We start from the raw sequence: 23,623 nt of genomic DNA on the forward strand, positions 1-23,623 counted from the left end.
GTTCCTACTGGTATGGACACATCATCCCCGCCGGAGGTTGCACACATTCCCGGATTGCCCCGGTTATGACGGTTTCAGCCGACGCCACGCCGGGCTGAGCCGATCGACGCCGGGGTTCGCTGACGGAGTCAGATCCCGGCCTCATCCGAAGGGTGCGTCCAGCACGGCCAGCAGTTCCGGGTGAACCAGCGCCCCCGGCAGGCGCGGGTGGGCGGTCAGGATCCCGGCTTCCAGGAGCCGTGCCAGTGTGGGCTCCGGGTCGTGGGACATCCGGTCGCGCAGCCACTGGGCCGACACCGCCGAGCTGGAGCGGAAGTGCGTCAGCACCGCCACCGCGACCGGGTCGTCCTCGACGCGCTCGATCGCCGAGTCGAGGAGCCGTCGATGCGTCCCGATGGCCGCGATCCGGTGGTGCGCGGTCTCGGTGACCGCCCGCGCGAACAGCGCGCCCCACTGCGTCCAGCGGCCTTCCGACGCGGCGACCACGGCCTCGTCATGCTCGTAGCGGTGACCGTGGACCCAGCCCTCCAGATCGAGCAGCAGTCCCGGCATGAGGCCGGCGGCCACCAGGTCGCACTGCGCGAGCAGCCGCGCGATACGGCCGTTCGCGTCGGGGAACGGGTGGATGGTCACCAGCCGCACCATGCTGAACGCCGCCGCGTCCAGGGGCGGGGAGGTGGTCCGGGTGCCCCAGCGGAACCAGCGCTCCACGTGGCCGCGCAGCGCCCTGCCCGGCGGGACGTCGATGGCGAAGCGGCGGCCGTCGGTCCAGGTGACGGTGGCGGCGGAGCGCCGGAAGCCGCCCCGGCCGGGGATGTTGGGGTCGGCGGCGGCGATCAGCCGGTGCAACTCGGCGAGCGACTCCGGGGCGAAGCACGGACGGCGGTCGGGCCGTTCGCGGATTTCCGCCCGTACGGAGTGGACGGCGAGCAGGCCCGCCGAGGCCCGGTCCTCGGCGGCCGTGGCGATCCGCTCGGTGAGCTGAAGGGGGTCCGCCGAACCGATGTGGCGTCGGTGCACCATCGTGCGGAAGCGGGGGCGGTGGAACATGTCGGGGTCGCCGAGGTACGCGGCGGCCTCGGTCAGGTCGGCCAGCGCTTCGAGGGCCTCGCGGCGGGCCCCGGCGGGGATCGCCTCGGCGTCGAGCGGCGGCACGACGGGCACGACCCGCCGCACCGCCGTCGCGGCCGCCGCCGGGGAGCCGGAGGACATCAGCAGGAGCGTCCGGTGAGGACGCCGGTCGGCGCGGTGACGTTCACGTACTGGGTGCTGTAGTTGCCGAATATGTCGTGCGTCGTGATCGCGTAGACGGAGGTTTGGTACTGCACGAACAGCCCCCAGGTGTCCCCCGGATTGAGGGTGGCCTCCATGGAGTAGGTCCTCGTGTCCGTCGTGTTGAGCTGGGTTCCGATGGTGGCGGTGAGCACGTCGAGCGCGCTCGCCGAGATGTTCGTGCTGACCTGGGTGCTCACGGCGTAGCTGATGGTCTGGGTCACCTTCTCCGTGACGTTGGAGTCATTGCGATAGCAGTTCTGCCGCTCCTCCCAGATCTGCCCCCGGTTGTAGACCAGCGCGTTGTCGCCTCCGCCGCCACCAGAGCCGGCGATCAGCGGGTCGGCGGGCGTCGTGGGCAGCGGATCGGCCTTCGCGACGATGGTGACCGTGTCGAGATCGATGACCACCGTGTCACCGACGTCTCCAGTGCTGACGTCGACATCGCCGGAGTCCCCGCCGCCGGAGTCCCCGGTATCGGTGTCCCCGCTGCCGGTGTCCCCGCTGCCGCCGCCCAAGTCGTCGTCGCTGCAGTCCGACTGGCTGTCGTCGCAGGCGTAGGCGGCGTGCGGGGCGACCGCCGCGGGAACTGCGGTGATCACGCTGGCACCGAGTGCGGCGGCGAACAGCACGTTCCTGAGTCTCATGTTTCTCCACATCGGACAGTGGGGCGGGCGTTGTGGGCTGAGACCGAGTCTCCCGGGCCCTGTCCCCGCGGACCTCCGTAGAACTACGCAGGCCGGATACGTAGATTCACCGCGACGGGGCCTTCGCCAGTCGCCGGGCCGGCCCGGTGGCACACTTCGGATCCCGTGGAATCCCGTGAAGTGAAAGGCGGTCGCGTGACGGCCCGTATCGAGTTGGACGCGGTCGACCGGACCCTGATCCGGCGGCTGCAGGAAGACGGCAGGACCTCGTACACCGACCTGGGCAAGGAGGCGGGCCTGTCGGCTCCCGCCGTCCGGGCCCGGGTGCAACGGCTGACGGAGAGCGGGGTGCTGCAGATCGCCGCGGTGACCGATCCGCTCGCCCTGGGCCTGCCCGTCATGGCCCTGATCGGCATCAAGGCCGACCGCAGCCCCCGGGAGATCGTCGACGCCCTCGGCGGCATCGACAACGTGATCTATCTCGTGGCCACGGCGGGCTCCTTCGACCTGTTCGCCGAAGTCGTGTGCCGCTCGATGGACGAGTTGTTCGCGGTGATCAACGACGGCATCCGGACGATTCCCGGCGTCCGCGAGGTGGAGTCATTCCCCTACTTCGGCATCCATGTCCATCGCTTCAACTGGGACGTGCCGGAGTGAGTGAGCAATGAATCAGAGGTTAGGTCAGGGTTACGCTTCAAAAACTTAAGCTTCCATTACCATCTGCTTTCCTTTCGAGTAGTACGATCTTGACCGTGACCGCCCTTGAAGCACCCGAGAGCGCCGGACGGTACGACGTACCACTGCTGGTCAGCCGCACGCGCGAGCTGGAGGCGCTGGACTCGGTGCTCAACGGGCTCGGGGAGGGCGGCCCCACGATCGTCGACGTCAGCGGTGAAGCCGGAATCGGGAAGTCCCGGCTGCTGAGCGAGTTTCGGGCGAGAATCATCAGAGATCACGGAATCACCGTGCTGTCGGGCCGGGCCTCCGAGTATGAGCAGCACATTCCGTTCCGGCCTTTCTGTGACGCGTTCGCCGATCTCGACCCGCGGGCACTGCGTGCGGATGCCGAACTCGCCAGGGCCGTGGCGCCCATCGTCAACGGCTGGTCGGGGCCGGACCCTCGCGATGGAAATGGCAATGCCGTGGACCGCTTCGCGCTCTATCAGGCGACGGCGTCCCTGCTCCGGCAACTGGGCGAGACAGGCCTGGTTGTGCTGATACTCGATGACCTTCACTGGGCGGATCCCGCCTCGTTGGAGCTGGTCGACTACCTCATCCGGCACCCGGTGCGCAGTTCCGTCGTGTTGATCGTCTCGCATCGTGGCAGGCAGACGCCCAGGGCACTCACCGCCGCGCTGACCCGGGGGGCGGACAGCGGCAGTGTGCTGCACGTCGGCCTTGGCCCACTGAGCCGGAAGGATTGCGTTGAGAAGCTCGCCCCCGGCCTCGACCGCCGCCACGCCGAGGAGTTCCACTCGGCGAGCGAGGGCAACCCCCTGTATTTCCTGGCCATGGTTCACGCGCACCGCTCCGGCGTACGGTCTTCGTCCGCGTACCGCACGGATGTGCTGACGGATCCGTCCGGTCTTCCGCCAGGCCTCCTGGCACTGCTGCTCGCCGAACTCGACCCGCTGGGTCCCGTCGAGCGACGCCTGCTGGCGACCTGCGCGGTCTTAGGCGAACACGCCACCCCGGGCATGCTCCAGGCGGTCTCGGAGCAGAGCGCTCAGGACGTGGCCGATGGCCTGCAAGAGCTGCTGCGCCGTGACCTGGTCCGCCCGGAGGGCAAGGGGCGAGGCGTTGTACTGCGTCATCCGGTCGTACGGGCGCTGGTCTACGAGAGCATCAACCCCTCCGAACGCGCCCAGTCGCACCACCGGGCCGCGGCAGCGCTCGCGAGCGTCGGCGCACCGGTGGCGGAGCGCGCCAACCACGTGGCGCGCTCACTGCCCGGCGGGTGGGACGAAGAGGCGGCCGCCGTCCTGGTCGAGGCCGCGGAACTGGTCGCCCTGACCGCCCCCGCCGCATCCGCGTACTGGTTGGAGGTGGTCCTCGGGCTGATGCCCAGCAGCCCGGTACACGCCGACGCCCGGAACGAGCTCACCCTGCGGCGCGCCAGGGTCCTCAGCGTCGCGGGTGAACTGCACAAGAGCCGAGACCTGCTGCACGAACTGATCGCCGACTCGGGCGCGGAGGACGAACGGCTGCACGCCTCGGCCGTGGCGCTCTGCGCCCTCGTGGAACGCCATCTGGGGCACTACCAGGAGGCGACAGCTCTGCTCCGTCGCCAGCTCGGCGAACTCCGGCGGGCCCCTACAGCGGAAACCGTGCTGCTCGGCGTGGAGATGGGCACGACGGCGCTGGTGGCCGGCTCGTACTCCGAAGCGCGAGGCGTCGTCGCCGACGCCCTGACGACCGCCCGAGCACTGGGCGACAGGGTGGGCGAGGCATGGGCGCTGGCGGTCGCCGCACAGGGCGAGACATACGAGGGCGAGACGCGCAGTGCCCGGGCGCTCGCCGACGCCGCGTCCGCGGCGGCGGACGCGTTGACCGACAGCGATCTCGCCGGCTCCTGCGAACTCCTGGCGCAACTCGCCTCCGCGGAGATGCTGCTGGAGCGCTACGCCGACGCGGAGCGCCACGCGGATCGCGGCCTGACGATCGCTCGACGCGGGAGGCAGCTGTACGTCACGCCCCACCTGCTCATCTGCAAGGCGTACGTATGCCTCATGACGTGCCGGATATCCAGTTCGGTGCGGTTCGCCGACGAAGCGGAATCCATCGCGCGCGGTTTCGCCAGCGATGAACTCCTGGCGTTTGTCCTGGGGCTCAAGTCACTGATCGTGATGCAGGCAACTGCGCCCGGAGATCCGGCGTCGGTGGCCGTGGCCGAGGAGGCCGTGGCCACGGCCGCCGCCAGTGACAGCTGGTTCGCGTCGCTGGCGTGGTGCATGCTCGGCTCCGTGACGAACTTCGTCAGACCGGACCGCAGCATCCAGGCGCTGCTCCGCGCGGGAGGCCCGGACCTGCGGCGGCTGCAGCCCAGTATGCGGCCCACATTCCTCGAGCTGCTCACCGCAGCCGCCATGGCCAGAGGCGAGGTCGGTGCCGCCGCGCAGTGGGCCGAACGAGCGGACTGTGAAGCCGTGCATCTCGACCTGCCGACGCAGCGTGCAGCAGCCCTTCAGGCTCAGGCCCTGATCCTGGCATCGGCCGGGGAACCGGCGGCCGCAGCCGTGAAATATGCCGAGGCGGCCGAGGAGTGCGCGAAGGCCGGGGCCACGCTCAGGCAGGCGCACTCCCTCCTCCTCGGCGCCTCACTCATGGCGTCCGCAGGCAGGATCCGCCAGGGCACCGACATGTGGCAGCGGGGGCACGGCCTCATCGCCGGCACGGGCGCGCAGTTGCTCCTCGCTCTCGCCGAGCTGGTCCGCCCGGCCGTCGACGCACCGGAACCGGCAGTCCCTGACGAGCTTGCCGCCCTGACCCCGCGCGAACGCGAGATCGTTCACCTGGTCGCCCGAGGGCTGACCAGCCAGGCGGTGGCCACCCAGCTGTTCCTCAGCTACCGCACGGTGGAATCGCATCTGGGCAACGCCTACCGCAAGCTCGGGGTCTCCTCACGAGCAGCGCTCGCGGCCCTTGTCGTAGGAGCCGCCGTCCGGCCGAAGTCCTCACCTTGACCTCCTCCGTCCGGACCGCCTCTGCGGCGGCTTCGCAGGGCGCTGACCTGTGACGATGGGCTATCCGGCCGTCGCGCCGTCGTGGCGTGGTCGCCGAAGCGTCCGGGTTGGGAGGACACTGGCCACATGGCCCTACCCAGAACGCATCATTGCTCGGCCTGCTCGGACGCCTCCGCACCGGAAGGGGTCCTCCACGAGGACCTCGTCGTCGGTGCGCCGCTGTCCATGGAAGATCTCACCGAGGCCCAGCGCCTCGACCGGTTCGCCGGCAAGTACGCGCACGACGGCTGCCAGGTCAAGGAAGTCCTGCGGGTCCCGCAGGACAACCTGAGCGGCTACGCATGGTCGGTCCGCTTCGTCGAGAGTTCCTGACGACGAGGGCTGACCCAGGTGGACCGGACCAGGGCCCGTTCAGTGCTGGTGAGGTAGACGGCCGTCGCGAGCCATGCCTTCGCGTACCGGTCCGGGTCGGCCTCACTGATCCGGCCGAAGACATCGCGGGTGCGGCGGTCGGCCTCGGCCGCGAGGGCGGCGGAGAGGTCCGCGGCGGCCGGGAAACCGGTGCGGCGCAGGGCGGCTCCGTCGCCGCGCAGGTCGCCGTTGCGGGCGGGTTCGGCGACGGCTCGGCGTCCTCCGGTGACGGCCAGCTCGACCATGCGGCGCACCCGCCAGAGCGGCGATTCGGCCAGGGGGTCGGGGGCCGTGTCGGGCGCGGTGACGGGCGGGGTGTCGGCGAGGCCGTCGGCGGGATCGGCGGCGGCGGGCGGCGGGAAGTGCGCGCCCTGGAGGCGGTCGTAGCCCAGGTCGGCGTGGCCCAGCCACTCGGCGGGCAGGCGCGGGGTCTGCTCGACGCCGGGCACCGGGGCGACCGCGAGCGGGCGCAGGGTGGCGGCCCGGTCGGGGTCGAGGCGGCCGATGACCCGGAGGTGGGTGCCCGGCTGGGAGGCGAGCCGGCGGAAGTTGGCGGTGTGGGCGAGATCGGGATGGCCGTTGGCGGGTACCAGCCGGATCGGCAGGCCTTCGGTCAGTTCGCGGGCGAGCAGGTGGTCGCCCGCGGCGCCGACGACGACCAGGTCGCAGCCGACCAGTTCGCCGACTGACCGGCCGGCCCGCTCCGGGTCGGCGCCGGGATCGGCGGAGAGCCGCTCGGCGACGGCTTCGCTCAGCGGCCGGCCGAACAGGGCGGCCAGCGGTCCGGACGACCAGGACAGGCCGGCGACCGGCGTGGCCCGGACCCCCTTTCCGGCGCCGAGGCGGCCGTCCGGGGACACCGTTGCCCCGTTGATCAGGAGGCCGCCACGGGCGAGTTGACCGTGGTCCAGCACAGCCGCGCCGAGGGCGACGGTGGCAGTGGCGGCTCCCCGGGCGCGGGCCGGGCCGCCGGGCTTGACGTCGGCGACGGAGAACCAACGGCCGTCGTCGGTGACGAGATGGGTGACCACGCCGCCGTAACCGGTGGCGCTGATCACCGGCTCCCGGCAGACGCCCTGGACGCGCAGGCTGCCGCCCGGCTCGTAACTGCGGCGGGCGGTGCCGATCAGAGCCGGGTCGGGCTCCGCCGCCGCCAGCAGGCCCACGGTGAGCAGCAGGTCACGCAGGGCGGCGACCAGGTCGGCCAGCCGGTGGCTGTCGTGGCGGGCACGGGCACCGCGCAGGCCGCGTACGACGCGGAGCGCGGCGGCCTCGGCCCGGTGCAGGCCGGCGAGCCGGGCCGTGTGGGCGGCACGGAGCAGCTCTGCCTGAGGCACCGCGCCCGCGCCGGGCACCCCGGTGGCGAGCACGGCGGCGGCTGCCGCCCACAGGCCGGTGGCAGCGGTCACCTGGGCACTGGTGGGGGGTACGGCTTCGACAGCGGGGGCCACTTCCCCGGGGGCCACTTCCTCGGCGGCCGGTTCCCCGACCGGCTCGGGTGCGCTGTCCTGGTCCGCGACGGGGCAGGCGCTGAGGACGGCCGCCCGGTGCAGGCAGCGCGGTGCCAGCAGGCAGCTGCACACGGCCTGGCCGGCGTCGGTGACGGCGCCCGAGGGCCCCGGGGTGAGGGTGACTTCGGCGTCCTCGCCGCAGCTGATGCGCAGCGTCGGGCCGTCGGCGGTGACGGGTGTCGTGGCGTAGAGCTCGATCGCCGCGTCCAGCTTCTTGCGCAGCCGGGAGGTGAGGCTTTCGACGGCGGCGGCGACCAGGTCGGGTGCCACCGGTGGCAGTACGGCGTTCATCGGGGTTCTCCGCGGAGGCGGTCGCCGACCCAGCGGGCGAGGGCGAGGGGGCTGAGGGCGGCGACAGGCATGCCGGCCGCTACGAGTTGCTGGGCGACGGGGACCGAGTAGCGGGGGCTGCCGGTGTCGTCCAGGGCGGCGCAGCCCATCAGGTGCACGCCGGAGCCGGCGAGGGCCCGTACTTCCCCGAGGAGCCCGCCCAGCGGGTAGCCCTCCTCGAAGTCGCTGACGACCACGACGAGGGTCCGGCTGGGGACCGTCACCAGGGAACGGGCGTGGGCGAGCCCGGCCGCGATGTGGGTGCCGCCGCCGACCCGTACCTCCAGCAGCAGGGAGAGCGGGTCCTCCACCCGGTCCGTCAGGTCGATCACGCTGGTCGAGAAGGCGAGGAAGTGGGTGGAGAGGGTGGGTACGCCGCCCAGCACGGCGGCGGTGAGCGCCGACCAGATGACGGACGCCTCCATGGAGCCGGAGACGTCGACCACGAGGATCAGCCGCCAGTCCGCCTCCTGGCGGGACCGGGTGCTGAACACCGGCCGTTCCGGGACGACGACGGTGCGGCCGTCGTCGAGGCGGCGGGTGTGGGCGAGGTTGGCCCGCAGGGTGCGGGGCAGGTCGAGCCGGCCGCCGGGACGCCTGGTCGGGCGCGGTGTCGCCAGTCCGGTCAGCGCGGGACGCATGCGCGTGGCGAGTTCCTTGGCCAGCTCGTCGACCAGGCGGCGCACCAGCGGGCGCAGCCGGGCCAGTTGCTGCTCGGGCATGCCTCCGGCGAGGGAGAGCACGGAGGTCAGCAGCTCGACGGAGGGGCGTACGGCGGCGGGGTCGAGCTCGGCGAGGACATCGGTGCGGCCGCTGTCGACGGCGCGGGCCAGGACCTCCTCGCGGACCTCCGCACCGAACAGGGCGTCGAGTTCCTCGGCCCATTCGCGGGCGGTGGGGAAGGACGCCTCCTGGCCGGCGCCCGGGCCGATGCCGCCGGGTCCCGGTGCGAAGCCGCCGGCGCCCTCGCCGCGCCCGGCCCCGTACAGCTCGTCGAGGGCGTGGGCGTACCGGCGGGCGCCCGAGGGCAGTCGTTCCGTCTCCCGGCCGAGGAGCAGCCGCCAGCGGTCGGCGGGGGTGAGGGCCTGTTTCCCGGGGGCCGTTCGCCTGGTGGCCGAGGGTTCGTTCACGGTCTCCGGCTGTGGGCCGGGCAGCTCGGCGGCGGTCGGCAGGCGCAGGGCGTTGAGCGCGGCGAGGCCGGCGGCATCGGCGGCGGACCACAGGGCGAGGAGTTCGGGCGGGGCGGTCAGGGTCAGGTCGGGGCGGTCGCCGAGGCGTTCGGTGACGGTGTGCAGCAGCCGGTCGCGGCCGGCCGGTGCGAGGGTGTCGAAGCCGCCGCGCAGGGCGGGCAGCCGGTCCAGGAAGCCCTGGTCGGTGAGGTTGTCGATCCGGTCGAGCAGCGGGTCGAGGGCGTCCGGTGCCGACTGGAGCAGCGGAGCCGCGGCGGTGAGCAGGCCGGTGAGCAGCCGGGCCAGGCGGTGGCGTCCGTCGGGGTCGGTGGCGGTGTCGATCCATCCGGCGGCGCGGGCTCCGAGGGCCGCCGGCCCGTCGAGGTCCAGCAGGACCCTGGCCGCCAGGGCGGCGCCCTGGACGAGCGGGGAGCCGGTGCGGGCCAGGGTGCCGAGCGCGTCGTCCAGCCGCAGGCCGAGGCGGTGCTCACCGGCGCGGGCCGACAGGGCGATCAGGGCGGCGGCATCGTCCGGCTGGTCGCTGCCCGCCAGGCCGGGCAGGGCGCGTACGGCGGCCTCGAGGAGGGTCGCCGCCAGTTCGGCGGCCTGCCGTCGGCCGTCGGGGGCGGTGCCGGGCAGGTGGCCCCGGCGCAGAGCCTCCAACAGGTCCAGCGCTTCGAGGAGTTCGGGGAGGGTCGCGGCGGAGGGGAGGACGGCGGCCGCATCGGCGAGGCGGTCGGCGACCAGGGCCGGCAGATCGCACCGTGCGGCGGCGCGCAGGCCGCCGAGGATCTGCGCGCAGGTGGCTCCGCCGTCGGCGGCCTGGCGGCGGAAGGTCTCGCGCAGGGTCCCGGCGGCGGCCAGGGCGCTGGTGACGCCCCGTACGCCGGCCAGGTCGAGCCGGGCGGGGACGGCGGGGGTCCAGGACAGCCGCCACCGGGTGGTGAGGGCGGTCCCGTCGCCCGTACCGGTCACCTCGACGGGCTCGCCGTAGCCGACGCCACACACCGCGAGGCGCTGGAGCAGGATCTCGCGGCGGCCGTCGAGGTCGGAGCGGAGCGGGTCGAGCCGTACCTCACGCGACTCGGGGTTCTCCGGGCCGGGCAGGCGCAGCGCAGCGAGTTCGGCCTCCACGAAGGGGCCGAGCCCGGAGCGCGGCGTGCCGGGGGCGACCCTGCCGCGGGCCGTGCCGACCAGGACCACTTCCAGGGACCGGGCGAGGGCGCGGCCGCGCCCGAGCGGTTCGCCCTGGCCGAGCACGGTCGTCACCGCTTCCAGCAACTCGCCCCGGCCCGGGGCGGGCAGGCCGCGCAGCCGGGCCAGGTCGCAGGCCAGCCGAAGGGTCTCGGCGGCCTCGCCGGTGCCCGCGGTGTGCCCGGCCGCGCGCAGCTCACGGCAGAGGTCGGTGATCGCGCGGGCGGCGGCGTCGCGGACCCGGCCGGGGTCACCGGCGGCGGTGAGCACGGCCTGCTGCCAGCGGGGGTCGCGGATGCCCGCCGGATACCCGGAACGGGAGTCCAGCAGGTCGAAGGCGTACGGAACGAGCGAGGTGACCGGCGCGGGGTGAGATTCCGGTTCCCGTTCGGAACTGCCGGTCGGCAGGTCATGCGGGCCGCCCGCCAGGGCCGGGGCATGGAAGGCGCCGATCAGCGCCGCCACCCGGCGGCCGTCCGCGGCGGCCTTACCGATGACGCTTCGCATGTACGCCTCGCGCGCCAGGTCCACGGCCGGTACGCCGCCGCCGGTCTCGGCGTCGCGGCGCAGCGCCCAGCCGACGCCGAGGGCGGCCCGGCGGACGGCCTCGGGGGCGCAGCCGGGGGCGAGGACCTCGACGGCGCGGTCCCACAGGTCGTCCCCGTCGCGGCCGGTTCCGGCGGCGGTGAGGGCGTCGGCGAACGCGGTCCCCGTACCTGCCTGCGCCGGTGTGGAGCCGTCGGCCGCCCAGCCCGGGTCGGCCAGCGGGAGGTCGCAGCACCGCACTTCGGCCCCGCGCTCGCGGGCCCAGCGGATGGCGGCGAGTTCGGGCGAGAAGTCGGCGAACGGGTAGAAGCCGAGCCGTCCGTCCTCCCCGGCCCCGGCGAGGGCGACGGGTGCGACGGTGCCGGGGTCGGCCAGGTGCTCGAGCCAGGGCTGGAAGTCGGCCGGCAGCTCCACGCAGACGACCTCCGCCCCGCAGGCGTCCAGCAGTGCGGGGACGACGGCGGCCAGTGCGGGGCTGTGGTGGCGTACGCCGAGCAGGAACGGGTCCACGGAGGCCGCGAGCCCGGCCACGGCCTCCCGGGGGTCGGCGAGGATCAACGCAGGTTCCCCCGCAGGTCCCACAGACGGCGCCACATCGCCGAACCGTCCTCGGCGCGGCGGCGGACGGGGCCGTCCCAGTAGCCGAGCAGCCGGGCGTGGTCGGCCGGGTCGTCCTTGCGCACGACGCCGAGGAGATGGCCGGGGACCAGGTCCAGGACGTCCCCGCCGGGGAGGTAGGCCGCGGCCACCCCGAGGGAGGCGGCGACCTGGACGGCCTCGGCGGTGGACATCACCGTGCCGGGCCGCTCCACGTCCCAGCCCTCGGCGGAGCGGCCGGTGCGCAGGTCGCGGAAGACGGTCACCAGGGCGTCGAGCACGGCCTCGTCCACGCCGAAGGCCGCGCCCGCGCGCTGTACGGCGGCGGTGGCCTGGCCGCGTACGAGAGCGGACTCCGCCTCGGCGTCGGCGATGGGCTCGACCGTCTCGAAGTTGAAGCGGCGCTTGAGGGCGGCCGACATCTCCGACACGCCCCGGTCGCGGAGGTTGGCGGTGGCGATGACGGTGAAGCCGGGGGCGGCCGGCACCTGGGCGTCGGCCGTGCCCGCCAGCTCGGGGACGCTGACGCGCCGGTCGGACAGGATCGACACCAGCGCGTCCTGCACCTCGGGCAGGCAGCGGGTGATCTCCTCGATCCGGGCGACCCGGCCGCCGCGCATCGCGGTGAGCACGGGTGAGTCGACCAGCGCCTGCGGGGTCGGGCCCTGGGCGAGCAGCAGCGCGTAGTTCCAGCCGTAGCGGAAGGCGTCCTCGGTGGTGCCGGCGGTGCCCTGCACGGTCAGGGCGCTTGTGCCGCTGACGGCGGCGGCCAGCAGCTCGGAGAGCATCGACTTGGCGGTGCCGGGCTCGCCGACCAGCAACAGGCCGCGCTCACCGGCGAGGGTGACCACGCAGCGTTCCACCAGGGCGCGTTCGCCGACGAACTTGGGGGCGATCAGCAGCCGGTCGGGCAGCGTCTCGTGCGGCTTCGCCAGCTTCAGGGTCTCGCCGCCGCTGCCGCAGACGAAGGTGACGGCGGCGCGCGGGGTCAGCGCCCAGCCGGGCGGGCGGGGGCCGTCGTCGTGGGCGGCGAGAAAGGCGAGTTCGGTGGCGTAGCGCTCCTCGGCGGGCATCGTCTGCCGGGCCGGGATGGCGGTCGCCTGTTCCATCAGGGTCATGAAGTTCCTTGGTTCTTACGGGGTTTACGGCTGAAAGACGGAGACGGAGTACGGCGGCGCTCAGCGGCGCCGGGCGGCGCGCCGGGCCTTGAGCTGCTCGAAGCGCGGGCCGTCGCCCTCCCTGACCCGCTGCCAGGCCCGGCGGTAGAGCTCGGCGGCGGGTTCGGCGGGCACCAGCACCCCGAGCGGGGCGTCCTGGCCGACCGCCAGGTCGAGCAGGGTGAGCTTCCACTGCTCCAGCGGGACGTACGGAGAACCCAGGGTCGCCCAGCCGCCGGGCAGGAAGAGCGAACGCCCGGCCCTGGCGCGGGTGGCCTCGACCACCAGGTCGGTGGCGGCCAGTTCGGCGCGGGCGGCCTTGAGCCGGGCGGGCCGCCAGCCGGTCCACCGGGCCGTGTTGCGGTCGGTGGGGTCGGGCATGGCGAGCAGCGCCAGATAGAGCGTGGCGGCGTCCTCGCTGATGCCGTACTCCTTGGCCGCCTCGGTGACCAGCTCCGGCACCGAGCGCGACGGGTCCTGCGGCCACCAGGTGCCGTCCTTGTCCCGCTCCCCCAGGGCGGGGTCGCCCGGGTCGGCGAGCAGCGCCTCGAAGCGCGGATCGCGGGCGGTGCGCAGCGCCGTCTCGGTCTCGGACACCTCCGGGGAGTCGGCGCGCAGGACGGCCAGGTAGGGGTCGCCCCCGGCCTCGTCCAGCAGCGCCGTCCGGATGGCCGGGCAGGGCTGGTCGTCGGCGGTGGCCATGATGACGGCGCCGTAGCGTTCGTAGCCCTCGCCGGTCTCCGTGGGGGCGCCGGCGACCTTGCGGAAGCGGGGCAGGTCGGCGTAGTGGCCCAGGTTGAGCATCAGTTCGGGGTTGGCCAGCCGGTCCCGTACGGCGGTCAGCGCGGCCGGGAGGGCGGCCCGGATCGGGTCGCCCGCCGGGAGCCGGTGGGCGAGCCAGGCGGCCATCGCGACGGCGCCGACGAGGGTGTCGGCGGTGAAACCGGTGGCCTTCTCCTCGACGGGGGCGACGCGGTCGCCGCGGACCGTCCAGGCCAGGTCCTGGCTCAGCCGCGGCTCCGCCGCCGGGTCCAGCAGGGCGGGCAGGGACCTGCCCGCCTCCCAGCTCGTCCGAACCGCGCGGATGGCCTCCGTGAGCAGCGCCTCGGGCACCGCGACCCGCCGCCCGGCCAGGCGGTTCCAGACCTCCGCCGCTGCGGCCGCGTCCGGTCCGTGCGTCCACAGCCGAACGGGCTCGGCGGGCAGCAGCGCCGCGACGACCGCCTGCCGGATGTTCGCGGACATCCCGCGCAGCTCGTCCTTGGCCAGGGCCGCGTCGGCCGCCTTCACCCCGAGGGCGGTACGGACCTCGGCCGTCAGGAAGTTCCTTTCGTAAACGTCGATCTGCGGCAGCCCCGCGACGACGAGCCGGGCCATGGTCGGCGTGACGCCGGTCAGCCGGGCGAACTCCTCGGCCGCCTCGGGGAACCAGGGCGCCGGGCCGCGCCCGGCCAGCTCGGTACGGAAGACGGCCAGCCAGTCCGCGTCCCGGGCCGTGCCGACCGGCGACGAGGACTGCACGGTGTAGGGGGCGGGGACCTCGAAGCGGCCGGCCGGGTCATGGAAGAACGCCGAGTACGTCACGCCGTGGCCGTTCTGGCCGTCCACGTCGACGAAGGCCAGGAAGGCGCCGCCGTCCAGCCGGAGCAGACCACGCCGGGCCGCTTCGCGCTCAGTGCCGTCGGCCTGGGTCAACAGACCGCTGTCCAGGTGCAGTTGGAAGAGGCGCCAGTGGGCGGGCGTCATGGCCGACAGGCCCGCCGTATCGAGCTCGCGGAGCAGCTCGCCCAGCGCGTCCCGGTGCGTCCCGTCGGTGGTCGCGGACGCGGCACGCAGCGCCGCCGTCGCCGCGAGGTCGGGCAGAGCCCTCCAGAACAGCACCGCCGTCGGCAGAGCCGGCCCGTCGTGGTGCAGGCTCGCCCTGGGCGCGGCGGGAACGGCGGGATCGGCGGAAGCGCGCAATGCCTCGCCCATGAACCGCACTTGGCTCACGATGTGGGCGTTCTCGTCGGAGCCGTACCAGGCGTGGGCGCTGCTGAGGCCGTTGAGCGCGTCGCTGAGCAGTCGGTCGTTCGGCCCGCTGGGCCCGTTCTGCGACTGCCCGCCCGAGAGCGTCTGCTCCAGGCGGTCGGCCACCCTGTCCAGCACGGCCTGCTGCTCGGCGGCGAACCGCAGCACCCCGGCGATGCCGGCGACCAGCGCCTCATGGCCGACCTGGGGCAGCAGCGTACGGACCAGGGCGGGCAGTTGGTCCTTCTTCTCCACCGTCGCCGCGGCCTTCAGCAGCGCCGCCGCCGTGTCGCGGTCGATCCGGCGCAGGGCGGCGGAGCCCTGCGGGTCGCGGGGCCGGAGCAGGTGCCAGTAGCGCTGCGGCGGCAGGATGAGGGTGCCCTCCGCGAACACCCCCGGGGCGTTGTCGGTCCTGGCGGTCGAGGTGACGACACCGTCCCCGTCGACGAGGTTGACGCTGTAGAAGCCACGCCTGTCCACCGCCCGGGCCACCACGTCCCCCGGGTCCCCGGAGTCCCCGGGGAACAGCACGGCGCGGGTCGGCCGCTCGGCACCGGACGCGACCGTGACGGCCGTTCCGGCGGGATCCTCGACGCGCATCGAACCGTCGGGCAGTTCGAGCACGCGCCAGCCGAGCAGCCCGCCGTCCGGTGCGGGCAGCAGCCAGCCGCCCTTGAAGGCGCTGCCCGCGTCGGCGAAGAACCCGGGCAGGCTCTTGCGGCCGAGCTCACCGCTGGCCGGGTCGTACTCGTGCCACCCGGAGGCGTCGGTGTCGTCCGCGTCCCGGATCCACACCCAGTACGAGGTCCCGTCGCTGATCAACGGCCGTTCGTCCGGCAGGGCGGTGTCCCCTCGGTGCAGCACTCCGGCGCCGGTGGCGCGCCCGCCGCCGGGCAGCGGCAAGGTGCTGTTGCCGGCGCCGTTGTACCAGTTCATGCGCTGGCCCCGGGTCCCGTGGGCGCCGCCCTCCATCGGCTGGGGGCGGTCGGCGGCGGTGTGCCAGTAGCCGCGCAGCCCCTGGTCCAGGGTCCGGGAGCGCCAGTGGACCAGCAGCTCGCCGTCCACGTAGTGGAAGCCGGGGTCGCCGTAGCTGTCCCGGTCCGGGATGCGCAGGTCGTGGGTGAGGGCGGTGCCTTCGGCGCCGATCACCCGGGCCTGGGCGGGTCCGGCGACGATCAGGTGCGGCCAGGCGTCCGCGATGACGAGGTCGTCGACATCCCTGGCGGCCACGAGGGCGGCGGCCGCCTCCTCCCAGGCAGGCCAGCCCAGTTCGTCGAAGAGCCCGGCGCGCAGCGTACGGGCCAGGACCGGGGCGAGGTCGGTCGCGGCGGCGGCGCGCACCTCCTCCTCGGCCAGGGCCAGGGCCTCGCCAGGGATCCGGGTCAGCCGGCTCATGCTGTCCGGGAGTCCGGGCAGACCGGTGGCGGCGAAGCCACGGGCGACCTCGCGCATCCACTCGGTGAGCATCGGGCGCCCGCCGGGGGACGCGGCCAGCAGCCGGACGGCCCGCCGGCCGTCCTGGTCGTCGCTGAACCTGTTCGCCCCCTGCCGGAACGCGGGCCGGAAGCGGGCGTCCGCCTCCAGCGCGACCAGATCGCGCTGCCCCTCGCCCTGCGCCCACTGCTCCAGGAGGAGGGTGTGGCCCTCGGGCGGGTCGGCCACCGGAACCTGGGTCGCCAGCAGCAGGTCCAGCAGATCCACGTCGTAGTGGACCCCCACGGCCTGTCCCGATCCGGCCAGTTCGGCGCGCAGCCCGTCCACCATGCGCTCGACCAGCGCGTACAGCGCCGGAAGGCGGGGCTGGCGCCATCCACCGCCACGGAAGTCCAGGAACCGCCGCAGCCAGCCGGCTGCGCCGTCCCCGGAGACTGCCCCGGCTTCCGCCGCGCAGAGCCCGGCGGTGGCCCCGGACTCCTCCAGCACCTCCAGCCACAGCGCGGGCAGTTCGTTGTCACCGCCGACGGGCATGACGTCCAGCAGTGCCGCCCGCACCTCCGGCTTGTCCTTGGCCAGCGCCACCAGGGCCGTACGGTGGGCCTTCCACCAGCCCAGGGCCGCGCGCAGGGTGGCCGGCAGGCCGAGCAGCTCGGCCAGATACGCCCGCTCCTGCGCGTCGGCGTCCGTGCCCGCGGCCTTCGCGAGCTTGCGCAGCTCGACGGCCGTCTGCGCCGACGGCGGCAGCCCGCCCGCCGTACGGCGCACGCACAGCCGCCGGAACCTGCGCAGCGCCTCGTCCGCGGGCACCCGTGCGGCCAGTTCCTTCGCGTATGCCGTCAGGACCTTCACCGGCAGTGCCCCGGCCAGTGCGAACTCCAGGAACACCGCGTCCAGCCGGTCCTCGTCGACCGTCAGCCCGTGCTCGGCCTCCGCCGTGCGCGCCCGGGTGAACATCTGCGCCGCGTACGTGGCGTTCTCCACCCCCACGAACACCCGCCCGGCCTGCTCGTAGAAGGTGGGCAGGAAGTGCGGTACGGCGGCGGCCAGTTGACCGGCCAGCGCCAGGTAGGCGTCCAGCGCCGCCTTCGGCTTGGACTTCGCCTGCCGGGCCGCCCGCTCCAGGTCGGGTACGACGCCGAGCGCGTGGTGCCCGTCCTTCGGGTGGTGCACCAGCACCCACTCGGGGAAGCCGAGGGACTGCCGCAGCCCCAGCCCGACCTCGGCCGGTTCCGCGTCGGTCTGCAGGCCGAGGAAGCCGGCGGCCAGGTCCTCCGCCGCGCCCAGTTCCCCGGCGACCAGCCGTACGACGACCCGGTCGTCCAGCCCGGGATGCCGGTAGGTGCGCGCGGTCAGCGGCACCGCCCGCTCGCCGGCTCCCTGCGTGTCCGGGGGCAGCACCGCACCGGCCTTGAGCAGATCCTCGTAACTCTCCTGCGTGGTGACCGCGTTCATGCGCTCTTCCCCTCCTCCACCACACGGCCGGCGTACAGTGCCGCGGCCATCCGCATTCCCTCCGACCACGCCACCGGGCCGACCTCCGCCAGCCCGATCGAACGGCCGTCCCCGTCGCTCCAGGTCAGGGCGCCGGTCTCGGTGTCCCCGTCCCAGTACGGCTCACCGATCCACACCGCCGCCTCGACGGTCCGCGCGCCGTCGCGCACCCGGCAGGTCGCGTAGCCCCCCGACACCCGGTACCCCAGGGCGGTGGCCCGCGCGGCCAGCCCGAACCGCGAGGCGTACTTGCCGCCCGCGAACTCCTGTATCGCGGTGGCCTTGTCCGCCAGGACGTCCGGCTTGCGCCAGGTGGCCCGGTGGATCTGCTCGACGCGCTGCACGATCCCCAGCTCCGCCGCGAACTCCCGCAGGTCGTCCAGGTCCGGGAGCAGCACCGGGTGCGGCAGCGTCACCGTACGCGGCGACAGCCGGACCGTCTCGCCGTCCAGGTTCACCACCCGCAGCTCACCGAAGCCGGTGGCGTCCCGCAGGAAGCCCACCTCGTCCGGGTCGTCCCCCACAACCGCCAGGTCACGCAGCGCCGACTGCCACGCCTCGTCCGGCCACACACGGGCCAGCAGGCCCGTCGGCACCGGCAGCGACGACACCATCCAGGCGTCCACCTGCGCCACGCACGCCACCGCGTGCCGGTCCAGCCACTCGGCGAACCGCCGCAGCCGGTCCACCTCCGGATGGTCCCGCAATGCCTTCGGAAGGGACTTCAACTGCCGCCCCGCCGCCCGCCCCGAGGTGGACCTCGCGGCCACCCGGCCCTCCACCAGGGCGACCTCGTACCCGTCACCCGCCGACAGCCAACCCACAGGGTCCGCCCTCCCGCATCGAAAGCCTTGTCGAAGGCCATGTGAAATCAGCACAGTTCAGCCGGGGAATCCCGGCGCCAGTGCGACGATGCGACGAACACTATGGGCAGCCACCGACAACCGGACCCGGTCACCCCGGCGTGCGGCGAGTCAAGCGGCTGGGCCGGCAGCGCGCATCAGTAGAACCACGTGCTGACATACGTACTACCAGCGGGTCACCTGCACACGCTTTCGTACCCTCGACACACGCACACCCGCACGCCCGCCCGCCCGAGGAGTTCCTGGTGAGTTACGACATCGCCGCTGTCCGAGCGCAGTTCCCCGCCCTGAAAGCGGGGAACTCCCCCTTTGACGGGCCGGGCGGCACCCAGACGCCGCTGCCGGTGATCGAGGCCATCGCGGAGGCGCTGGCGAATCCGCTGTCCAACCGGGGATCCGGCACGGCGGGCGAGCGCAACGCGGAGGCGATCGTCACCGCGGCCCGGCAGGCGCTGGCGGACCTTCTGGGCGCACAGCCGTCCGGCGTGGTCTTCGGGCGCAGCGCGACGCAGTTGGCGTACGACTTCTCGCGGACGCTGGCGAAGGGCTGGGGGCCGGGCGACGAAGTGGTGGTGACCCGGCTGGACCACGACTCCAACATCCGCCCCTGGGTGCAGGCGGCCGCGGCGGCCGGCGCGACGGTGCGGTGGGCGGACTTCGACCCGGCCACCGGCGAGCTGACCCCCGACGACATCGCGGCGGTGACCGGCGAACGCACCCGCCTGGTCGCCGTGACCGCCGCCTCCAACCTGATCGGGACCCGGCCCGACATCGCCGGGATCGCCCACGTGGTCCATGAGGCCGGCGCGCTGCTCTACGTCGACGGCGTCCACTTCACGGCGCACTCCCCCGTCGGCATCGCCCAACTCGGCGCGGACTTCTTCACCTGCTCCCCCTACAAGTTCCTCGGCCCCCACTTCGGTGTCCTCGCCGCCGGCCCCGCCCTGCTGGAGACGCTGCGGCCGGACAAGCTGCTGCCCTCGACGGACGCCGTCCCCGAGCGCTTCGAACTGGGCACCCTGCCCTACGAGTTCCTCGCCGGGGCCCGCGCCGCCGTCGACTTCCTCGCCGGACTGGGCCCGCGCCGCGACGGCACCCGCCGGGAACGGCTGCTGTCCTCGCTGGCGGCGCTGGAGGCGTACGAGGACACCCTCCGGGCGCGCATCGAGCAGGGCCTGGCCGGGTTCGAGGAGATCACCGTGCACTCGCGGGCCGCCGAGCGCACCCCCACCCTGCTGCTGACGATCGAGGGCCGCAGCACGGTCGACGCCTACCGTCATCTCGCCGCCCGTGGCGTCGACGCGCCGTCCGGCTCCTTCTACGCCCTGGAGGCGTCCAGGCGGCTCGGGCTGGGCGACACGGGTGGCCTGCGGGTCGGCCTGGCGCCGTACAACGACACCGGGGACGTCGACCGGCTGCTGGAGGGGCTGTCGGACTTCCTTCGCGTTACGCGATGAACTCGGGCTCCATGACGTGGTCGACGAGGGTCAGCAGCAGGTCGCGGCACGCGGTGCGGTCGCGTACGTCGGACATCACCAACGGCACCTGGGGGTCGAGGTCGAGGGCGGTGCGGACCTCGTCGTAGGTGCGGTCCTCGACGCCGTCGAAGCGGTTGACGGCGACCACGAAGGGGATGTCGCGGCTCTCGAAGAAGTCGATCGAGGCGAAGCTGACGGCGAGCCGGCGGGTGTCGACCAGAACGACGGCGCCCAGGGCGCCGTGGACGAGGTCGTTCCACATGAACCAGAAGCGCTCCTGGCCGGGGGTCCCGAAGAGATAGACGACGAGATCGGGGCTGACGGTGATCCGGCCGAAGTCCAGGGCCACGGTGGTGGTGGACTTGTCGTTGATGCCGTCCAGGTCGTCGACCCCGATGCTGGCGCGGGTCAGATACTCCTCGGTGCGCAGCGGGGCCACCTCGCTGATCGCGCCGACCATGGTGGTCTTGCCGACGCCGAAGCCGCCGGCGATGAGGATCTTCATCGCCTGAGGGGCGGCAAAGGCCTCAGAGGTTGCGTAGCCCATCTCTCACCGCCTGCAGAAGTGCCATGTCGGGAGCTCCGTCTTCGGTCATGAAGGTGGCTGGGGGACGGGCGCGGGCGAGGCCGGCGCCGATGAGATCGCCGAGCAGTATCTTCGTCACAGATACCGGCAGATCCAGCCCGGCGGCGATCTCGGCGACTGCTGCGGGCTCTCGGCACAGGCCGAGGACCGTCCGGTGCTCGGGCTGCAGCCCGCGCGAGGCGGCCGGTTCCGGCAGGGCGCCGTCGCCGACCGCGGTGATGACGGTGATCAGGGTCAGGTCGTCACGGCCCGCGGAGGTCCGGCCGCGGGTGATCGTGTAGGGCCGGACCAGGGGTTCGTCGTCGGCGTCGCCGGCGGCGTCCTCATAGGCCCAATGGGTCACTCCTCTCCCCCGGGTCCGGCGCCGGCCAGCGGAGTACGGACCGGGGTGCCCAGTTTCTGGCCCACCTGCAGTACGAGGGTGTGCATCGCGACGGCCATGACCTCGGCGTCCACCTCCTGGGAGGCGATCACGGCGAGGTGGGTGCCCCGGCCGGCGGCGGTGACGAACAGCCAGAGCTCGGCCAGTTCCACGATCACCTGCTGGACCGGGCCGCCGTCGAAGAGCGTGCCGACTCCGCGGGCGAGGCTCTGCTGGCTGGTGGCGACCGCGGCGAGCCGCTCGGCGTCGGAGCGGATGAGGGTGCTGGACATGCCGATCACCAGACCGTCGTCCGACAGAACGACCGCGTGCCGGGAGCCGGCCACCTGGTCGACCAGACCGTCGAGGAGCCAGTCGAGGTCCATGTTGGTAGCGGTGGTTCGCTGCGTCATCGTCAGTCAGTCTTCCGTCGTCGTCATGGGTGAGCGGGTGGTTCTGGCCTTGCGCGACTGACGCTGGAAGGCCCCGATGGTGGCCCCGGAACGGCGGGGCTCGGGCGGCGGTGTGAAGTCCTCGGCGGCCGGCTGCCGCAGCCCGTCGGCGAGGCTGGCCTGACGCACCCGCTGGGGCAGCGGGAAGTCGGCCGGCGCCCCGGCGTCCGGGGCCGCGTGTGCGCGCGACCTGGTCGGCAGCCGCCCCTCCTGCTGGGCCAGGGCCACCGCCGCGGGGTCGGCGGCGGCGTGCCGGCGCGGCCCGGAGTGCTGCGGCGGCACGTCCTCCGGCCCGCCGCCGGTCGGCACCGCGCCGGGCTGCGGGCGTACGGCGACGTACCGCTCGGGCACCAGGACGATGACCCGGGAACCGCCGAACGCCGACGGGCGCAGCTCCACCTGCACGCCGAGGCCGGCCGACAGCCGGGCCACCACGTACAGCCCGAGGCGGACATCGTCGGCCCGGGTCATGACGTCGAGCTGCGGCGGGTCCTGCATGAGGGCGTTGGCGGCGGCGTACTGAGCGGGCGTCATGCCCAGGCCGCGGTCCTCGATCTCCACGACGATGCCGCGGCCGACCCGCCCGGCGCGGACCTCGACGGGGGTGGGCGGCTTGGAGAAGGCGGCGGCGTTCTCCATCAGTTCCGCGAGGATGTGGGTGAGGGAGCCGACGGCCCACTCGGAGACCCACGGCCGGCCCTCGACCTCCACGGAGATCCGGCGGTAGTCCTGTACCTCGCCCTGGGCGGCCCGCAGCACGTCCAGCAGCGGCACCGGCTTGCGCCAGCGGCGCTGCGGCTGGCCGCCGCCGAGGATCACCAGGTTCTCCTCGTAGCGGCGCAGCCGGGCGGTGAGGTGGTCCAGGTCGAACAGGCCTTCCAGGACCTCGGGGTCCTCGTGCTTGCGCTCCATCTCGTCGAGCTTCCTCAGCTGCAGGCCGATCAGCAGCTGGGTGCGGCGCGCGATGCGCTGCAGCAGCCGCTCGAAGCCGCGGTGCTGCTCGGCCTGGCGTACGGCGGTGGTCACCGCGCTGCGCCGGGCCAGGTCGAGGGCCTGGGCCAGCTCGCCCAGTTCGTCCGCGTGGAAGACACCGTTGGCATCGGGGCGGGCGTCGGGGCCCGCATCTGGGTCGACCGCGGGGACCTCCGCCTCCACGTCGACATCCTCGCCGCGCTCCAGCCGCGCGACCACCTCGGGCAGCCTGGCCTGCAGCTCCTTGGCCTCGTCGCGCAGGCTCAGGATGCGCCGGCGCAGCAGGGTGGCCAGCCGCCAGCTGGTCCCGATCACCAGGGCCACGGTGGCGGCGCCCAGCACGCTCACGGTCACCAGGATGAGCCAGAGCCGGTGGGCGCTGCTGTCCGCCAGCGACCTGACGGTGTCCACCCGGGCCTGCAGCACCCGGCCCAGCTCCGGGGTGGCCCGGTCCACCGTGCCGCGCCACTGCGCCTGGCCGATGGGGACGATGACCTGCCCGCCGGGGGTGCCGTCGGTCACCGCCCCGATCAGCCGCTCCTCCAGATCGCGTTTGTCCGTCCAGAGCCGGCTGCCCGCCAGCGTCCGGTACAGCGCGCGCTCCTTGCCGCTGAGCGTGGGCTCCACCCGGTACTCCAGCAGGTACTCCTGCGTACCGATGGAGTCGACGAACAGGTCGTACGCGTCGAACTCCAGCCGCCCGGACTTCCAGCCCCGGGCCAGCAGCGCGTCCTCGCGGGAGATCATCTCCGTCGCACCGAAGAGGTCCACCAGCGTCTGCGCCGCGACCGTGACCTCTCCGCTGGAGCTGTTGCCCAGCGCGGTGAACACCGACAGGTCGGCCACGACCGCCCCGGTGTAGTACGTGTACGCCTTGTCCTGGCCGGACGCTCCGGCGTCCACCGCCCGGCGCTCGGCGTCGAGCCCGTCGAGCTGCCGCACCACGGCCGTGAGCGCTTCCTTGATGCCGGCGTGGCCGTGGCTGGTGTCCAGCCGGGCCAGCGGGCGGAACTGCGCCGCCCACCGGTCGGTCTCGGCGCGCTGCGCGGTCAGTTCGTCGTGGGGCGCCGAAGCGTCCGCCAGCGCCTGGGCGGTGAGCCGTCGTTCCTTCTGCAGGGCGGACAGCAGCTGCTGCGCCGGGCCGCCGACGTTCGACGCCAGGTTCCGCTGGGCGTCCTCGTCCCGCCACTCCTGGCCAAGCTGGTACATGCCCAGGGTCAGCAGCCCGGTGAGCGCGACGCTCGGGACGAGGGCCAGGACGATCAGTACCGTGCGCAGCGGAAGCCTTCGCGTACGCGCTCTTCCACTGTGTTTGGACACACTCACGCGCAGGACACCCCTATCGCCGTGCAACCGCGTCTTCGCTCCGAAACGCGCAAAGAGCGACGGCTGGGGAGCTGATAGTAGTCAGATGGCATGCGCCAAGCGAAAGTTTCCCGACTGCCCTTCACAAACG

At 73.6% G+C, this 23,623-nt stretch carries 15 protein-coding genes; 4 read left to right on the forward strand and 11 right to left on the reverse strand.

Annotated elements, in window-relative coordinates; translation table 11 throughout:
- Window positions 1-141 precede the first annotated feature (141 nt).
- Both OG607_RS10365 and OG607_RS10370 read right to left on the reverse strand, forming a co-directional pair.
- Window positions 142-1,212 carry a Fic family protein gene (locus OG607_RS10365; RefSeq protein ID WP_405721614.1) on the reverse strand — a complete coding sequence of 357 codons (1,071 nt, stop codon included), beginning with the start codon at window positions 1,210-1,212 and terminating at the stop codon, window positions 142-144.
- Window positions 1,212-1,919, reverse strand: a complete 708-nt coding sequence (locus tag OG607_RS10370) for a DUF6426 family protein (protein ID WP_405721617.1) — start codon at window positions 1,917-1,919, stop codon at window positions 1,212-1,214. The genes OG607_RS10365 and OG607_RS10370 overlap by 1 nt, the downstream gene beginning before the upstream one ends.
- Before the next feature lie 195 nt (window positions 1,920-2,114).
- Here OG607_RS10370 and OG607_RS10375 point away from each other — a divergent pair, with 195 nt between their 5' ends.
- From OG607_RS10375 to OG607_RS10385, 3 genes are all read left to right on the forward strand, one after another.
- Window positions 2,115-2,576, forward strand: coding sequence for an Lrp/AsnC family transcriptional regulator (locus OG607_RS10375; protein ID WP_405721620.1), 462 nt, complete (start codon window positions 2,115-2,117; stop codon window positions 2,574-2,576).
- Between the two features lie 95 nt (window positions 2,577-2,671).
- On the forward strand, window positions 2,672-5,602 hold the full coding sequence (locus tag OG607_RS10380; protein WP_405721623.1) for an AAA family ATPase: 2,931 nt from the start codon (window positions 2,672-2,674) through the stop codon (window positions 5,600-5,602).
- Window positions 5,603-5,728: 126 nt separating this feature from the next.
- Complete coding sequence (locus OG607_RS10385) at window positions 5,729-5,974, forward strand: hypothetical protein (protein ID WP_405721625.1); 246 nt, start codon at window positions 5,729-5,731, stop codon at window positions 5,972-5,974.
- On the opposite strand, the gene OG607_RS10390 is transcribed toward OG607_RS10385, so the two are convergent.
- Genes OG607_RS10390 through OG607_RS10410 form a run of 5 tightly spaced genes read right to left on the reverse strand, consistent with a single transcriptional unit; the run spans window position 5,938 to window position 18,279 of the window.
- Complete coding sequence (locus tag OG607_RS10390) at window positions 5,938-7,815, reverse strand: hypothetical protein (protein WP_405721628.1); 1,878 nt, start codon at window positions 7,813-7,815, stop codon at window positions 5,938-5,940. The two genes, OG607_RS10385 and OG607_RS10390, sit on opposite strands and share 37 nt — an antisense overlap.
- The gene (locus OG607_RS10395; RefSeq protein WP_405721631.1) at window positions 7,812-11,321 is read right to left on the reverse strand and encodes a vWA domain-containing protein; all 3,510 of its coding nucleotides are present in this window, start codon (window positions 11,319-11,321) and stop codon (window positions 7,812-7,814) included. The genes OG607_RS10390 and OG607_RS10395 overlap by 4 nt, the downstream gene beginning before the upstream one ends.
- On the reverse strand, window positions 11,318-12,478 hold the full coding sequence (locus OG607_RS10400) for an AAA family ATPase (protein WP_405721633.1): 1,161 nt from the start codon (window positions 12,476-12,478) through the stop codon (window positions 11,318-11,320). The genes OG607_RS10395 and OG607_RS10400 overlap by 4 nt, the downstream gene beginning before the upstream one ends.
- Window positions 12,479-12,538: 60 nt before the next feature.
- Entirely contained in the window at window positions 12,539-17,416 is a 4,878-nt protein-coding gene (locus OG607_RS10405) for a DNA-binding protein (RefSeq protein ID WP_405721636.1), read from the reverse strand.
- Window positions 17,413-18,279 carry a DUF4132 domain-containing protein gene (locus OG607_RS10410; protein ID WP_405721639.1) on the reverse strand — a complete coding sequence of 289 codons (867 nt, stop codon included), beginning with the start codon at window positions 18,277-18,279 and terminating at the stop codon, window positions 17,413-17,415. The genes OG607_RS10405 and OG607_RS10410 overlap by 4 nt, the downstream gene beginning before the upstream one ends.
- Before the next feature lie 284 nt (window positions 18,280-18,563).
- Here OG607_RS10410 and OG607_RS10415 point away from each other — a divergent pair, with 284 nt between their 5' ends.
- The gene (locus OG607_RS10415; RefSeq protein WP_405721641.1) at window positions 18,564-19,775 is read left to right on the forward strand and encodes a cysteine desulfurase-like protein; all 1,212 of its coding nucleotides are present in this window, start codon (window positions 18,564-18,566) and stop codon (window positions 19,773-19,775) included.
- Here OG607_RS10415 and OG607_RS10420 read toward each other — a convergent pair.
- Genes OG607_RS10420 through OG607_RS10435 form a run of 4 tightly spaced genes read right to left on the reverse strand, consistent with a single transcriptional unit; the run spans window position 19,765 to window position 23,493 of the window.
- Window positions 19,765-20,301, reverse strand: a complete 537-nt coding sequence (locus tag OG607_RS10420) for a GTP-binding protein (RefSeq protein ID WP_405721644.1) — start codon at window positions 20,299-20,301, stop codon at window positions 19,765-19,767. The genes OG607_RS10415 and OG607_RS10420 overlap by 11 nt on opposite strands.
- Before the next feature lie 22 nt (window positions 20,302-20,323).
- Window positions 20,324-20,725: a DUF742 domain-containing protein gene (locus tag OG607_RS10425; RefSeq protein ID WP_405721647.1), complete on the reverse strand. Its 402-nt coding sequence runs from the start codon at window positions 20,723-20,725 to the stop codon at window positions 20,324-20,326.
- Window positions 20,722-21,156, reverse strand: a complete 435-nt coding sequence (locus OG607_RS10430; RefSeq protein WP_405721649.1) for a roadblock/LC7 domain-containing protein — start codon at window positions 21,154-21,156, stop codon at window positions 20,722-20,724. Before OG607_RS10430 ends, OG607_RS10425 begins: the two co-directional genes overlap by 4 nt.
- Before the next feature lie 6 nt (window positions 21,157-21,162).
- Entirely contained in the window at window positions 21,163-23,493 is a 2,331-nt protein-coding gene (locus OG607_RS10435; protein ID WP_405721652.1) for a nitrate- and nitrite sensing domain-containing protein, read from the reverse strand.
- Window positions 23,494-23,623 lie beyond the last annotated feature (130 nt).

Origin of the sequence: Streptomyces sp. NBC_01537 (genome assembly GCF_045040445.1) — a bacterium.
Lineage (GTDB): Bacteria > Actinomycetota > Actinomycetes > Streptomycetales > Streptomycetaceae > Actinacidiphila.

Coding starts and splice junctions, on each gene's coding strand:
- OG607_RS10365 (WP_405721614.1), bottom strand. CDS start 1,212: ATGTCCTCCGGCTCCCCGGCGGCGGCCGCGACGGCGGTGCGGCGGGTC.
- OG607_RS10370 (WP_405721617.1), bottom strand. CDS start 1,919: ATGAGACTCAGGAACGTGCTGTTCGCCGCCGCACTCGGTGCCAGCGTG.
- OG607_RS10385 (WP_405721625.1), top strand. CDS start 5,729: ATGGCCCTACCCAGAACGCATCATTGCTCGGCCTGCTCGGACGCCTCC.
- OG607_RS10390 (WP_405721628.1), bottom strand. CDS start 7,815: ATGAACGCCGTACTGCCACCGGTGGCACCCGACCTGGTCGCCGCCGCC.
- OG607_RS10400 (WP_405721633.1), bottom strand. CDS start 12,478: ATGACCCTGATGGAACAGGCGACCGCCATCCCGGCCCGGCAGACGATG.
- OG607_RS10405 (WP_405721636.1), bottom strand. CDS start 17,416: ATGAACGCGGTCACCACGCAGGAGAGTTACGAGGATCTGCTCAAGGCC.
- OG607_RS10420 (WP_405721644.1), bottom strand. CDS start 20,301: ATGAAGATCCTCATCGCCGGCGGCTTCGGCGTCGGCAAGACCACCATG.
- OG607_RS10430 (WP_405721649.1), bottom strand. CDS start 21,156: ATGACGCAGCGAACCACCGCTACCAACATGGACCTCGACTGGCTCCTC.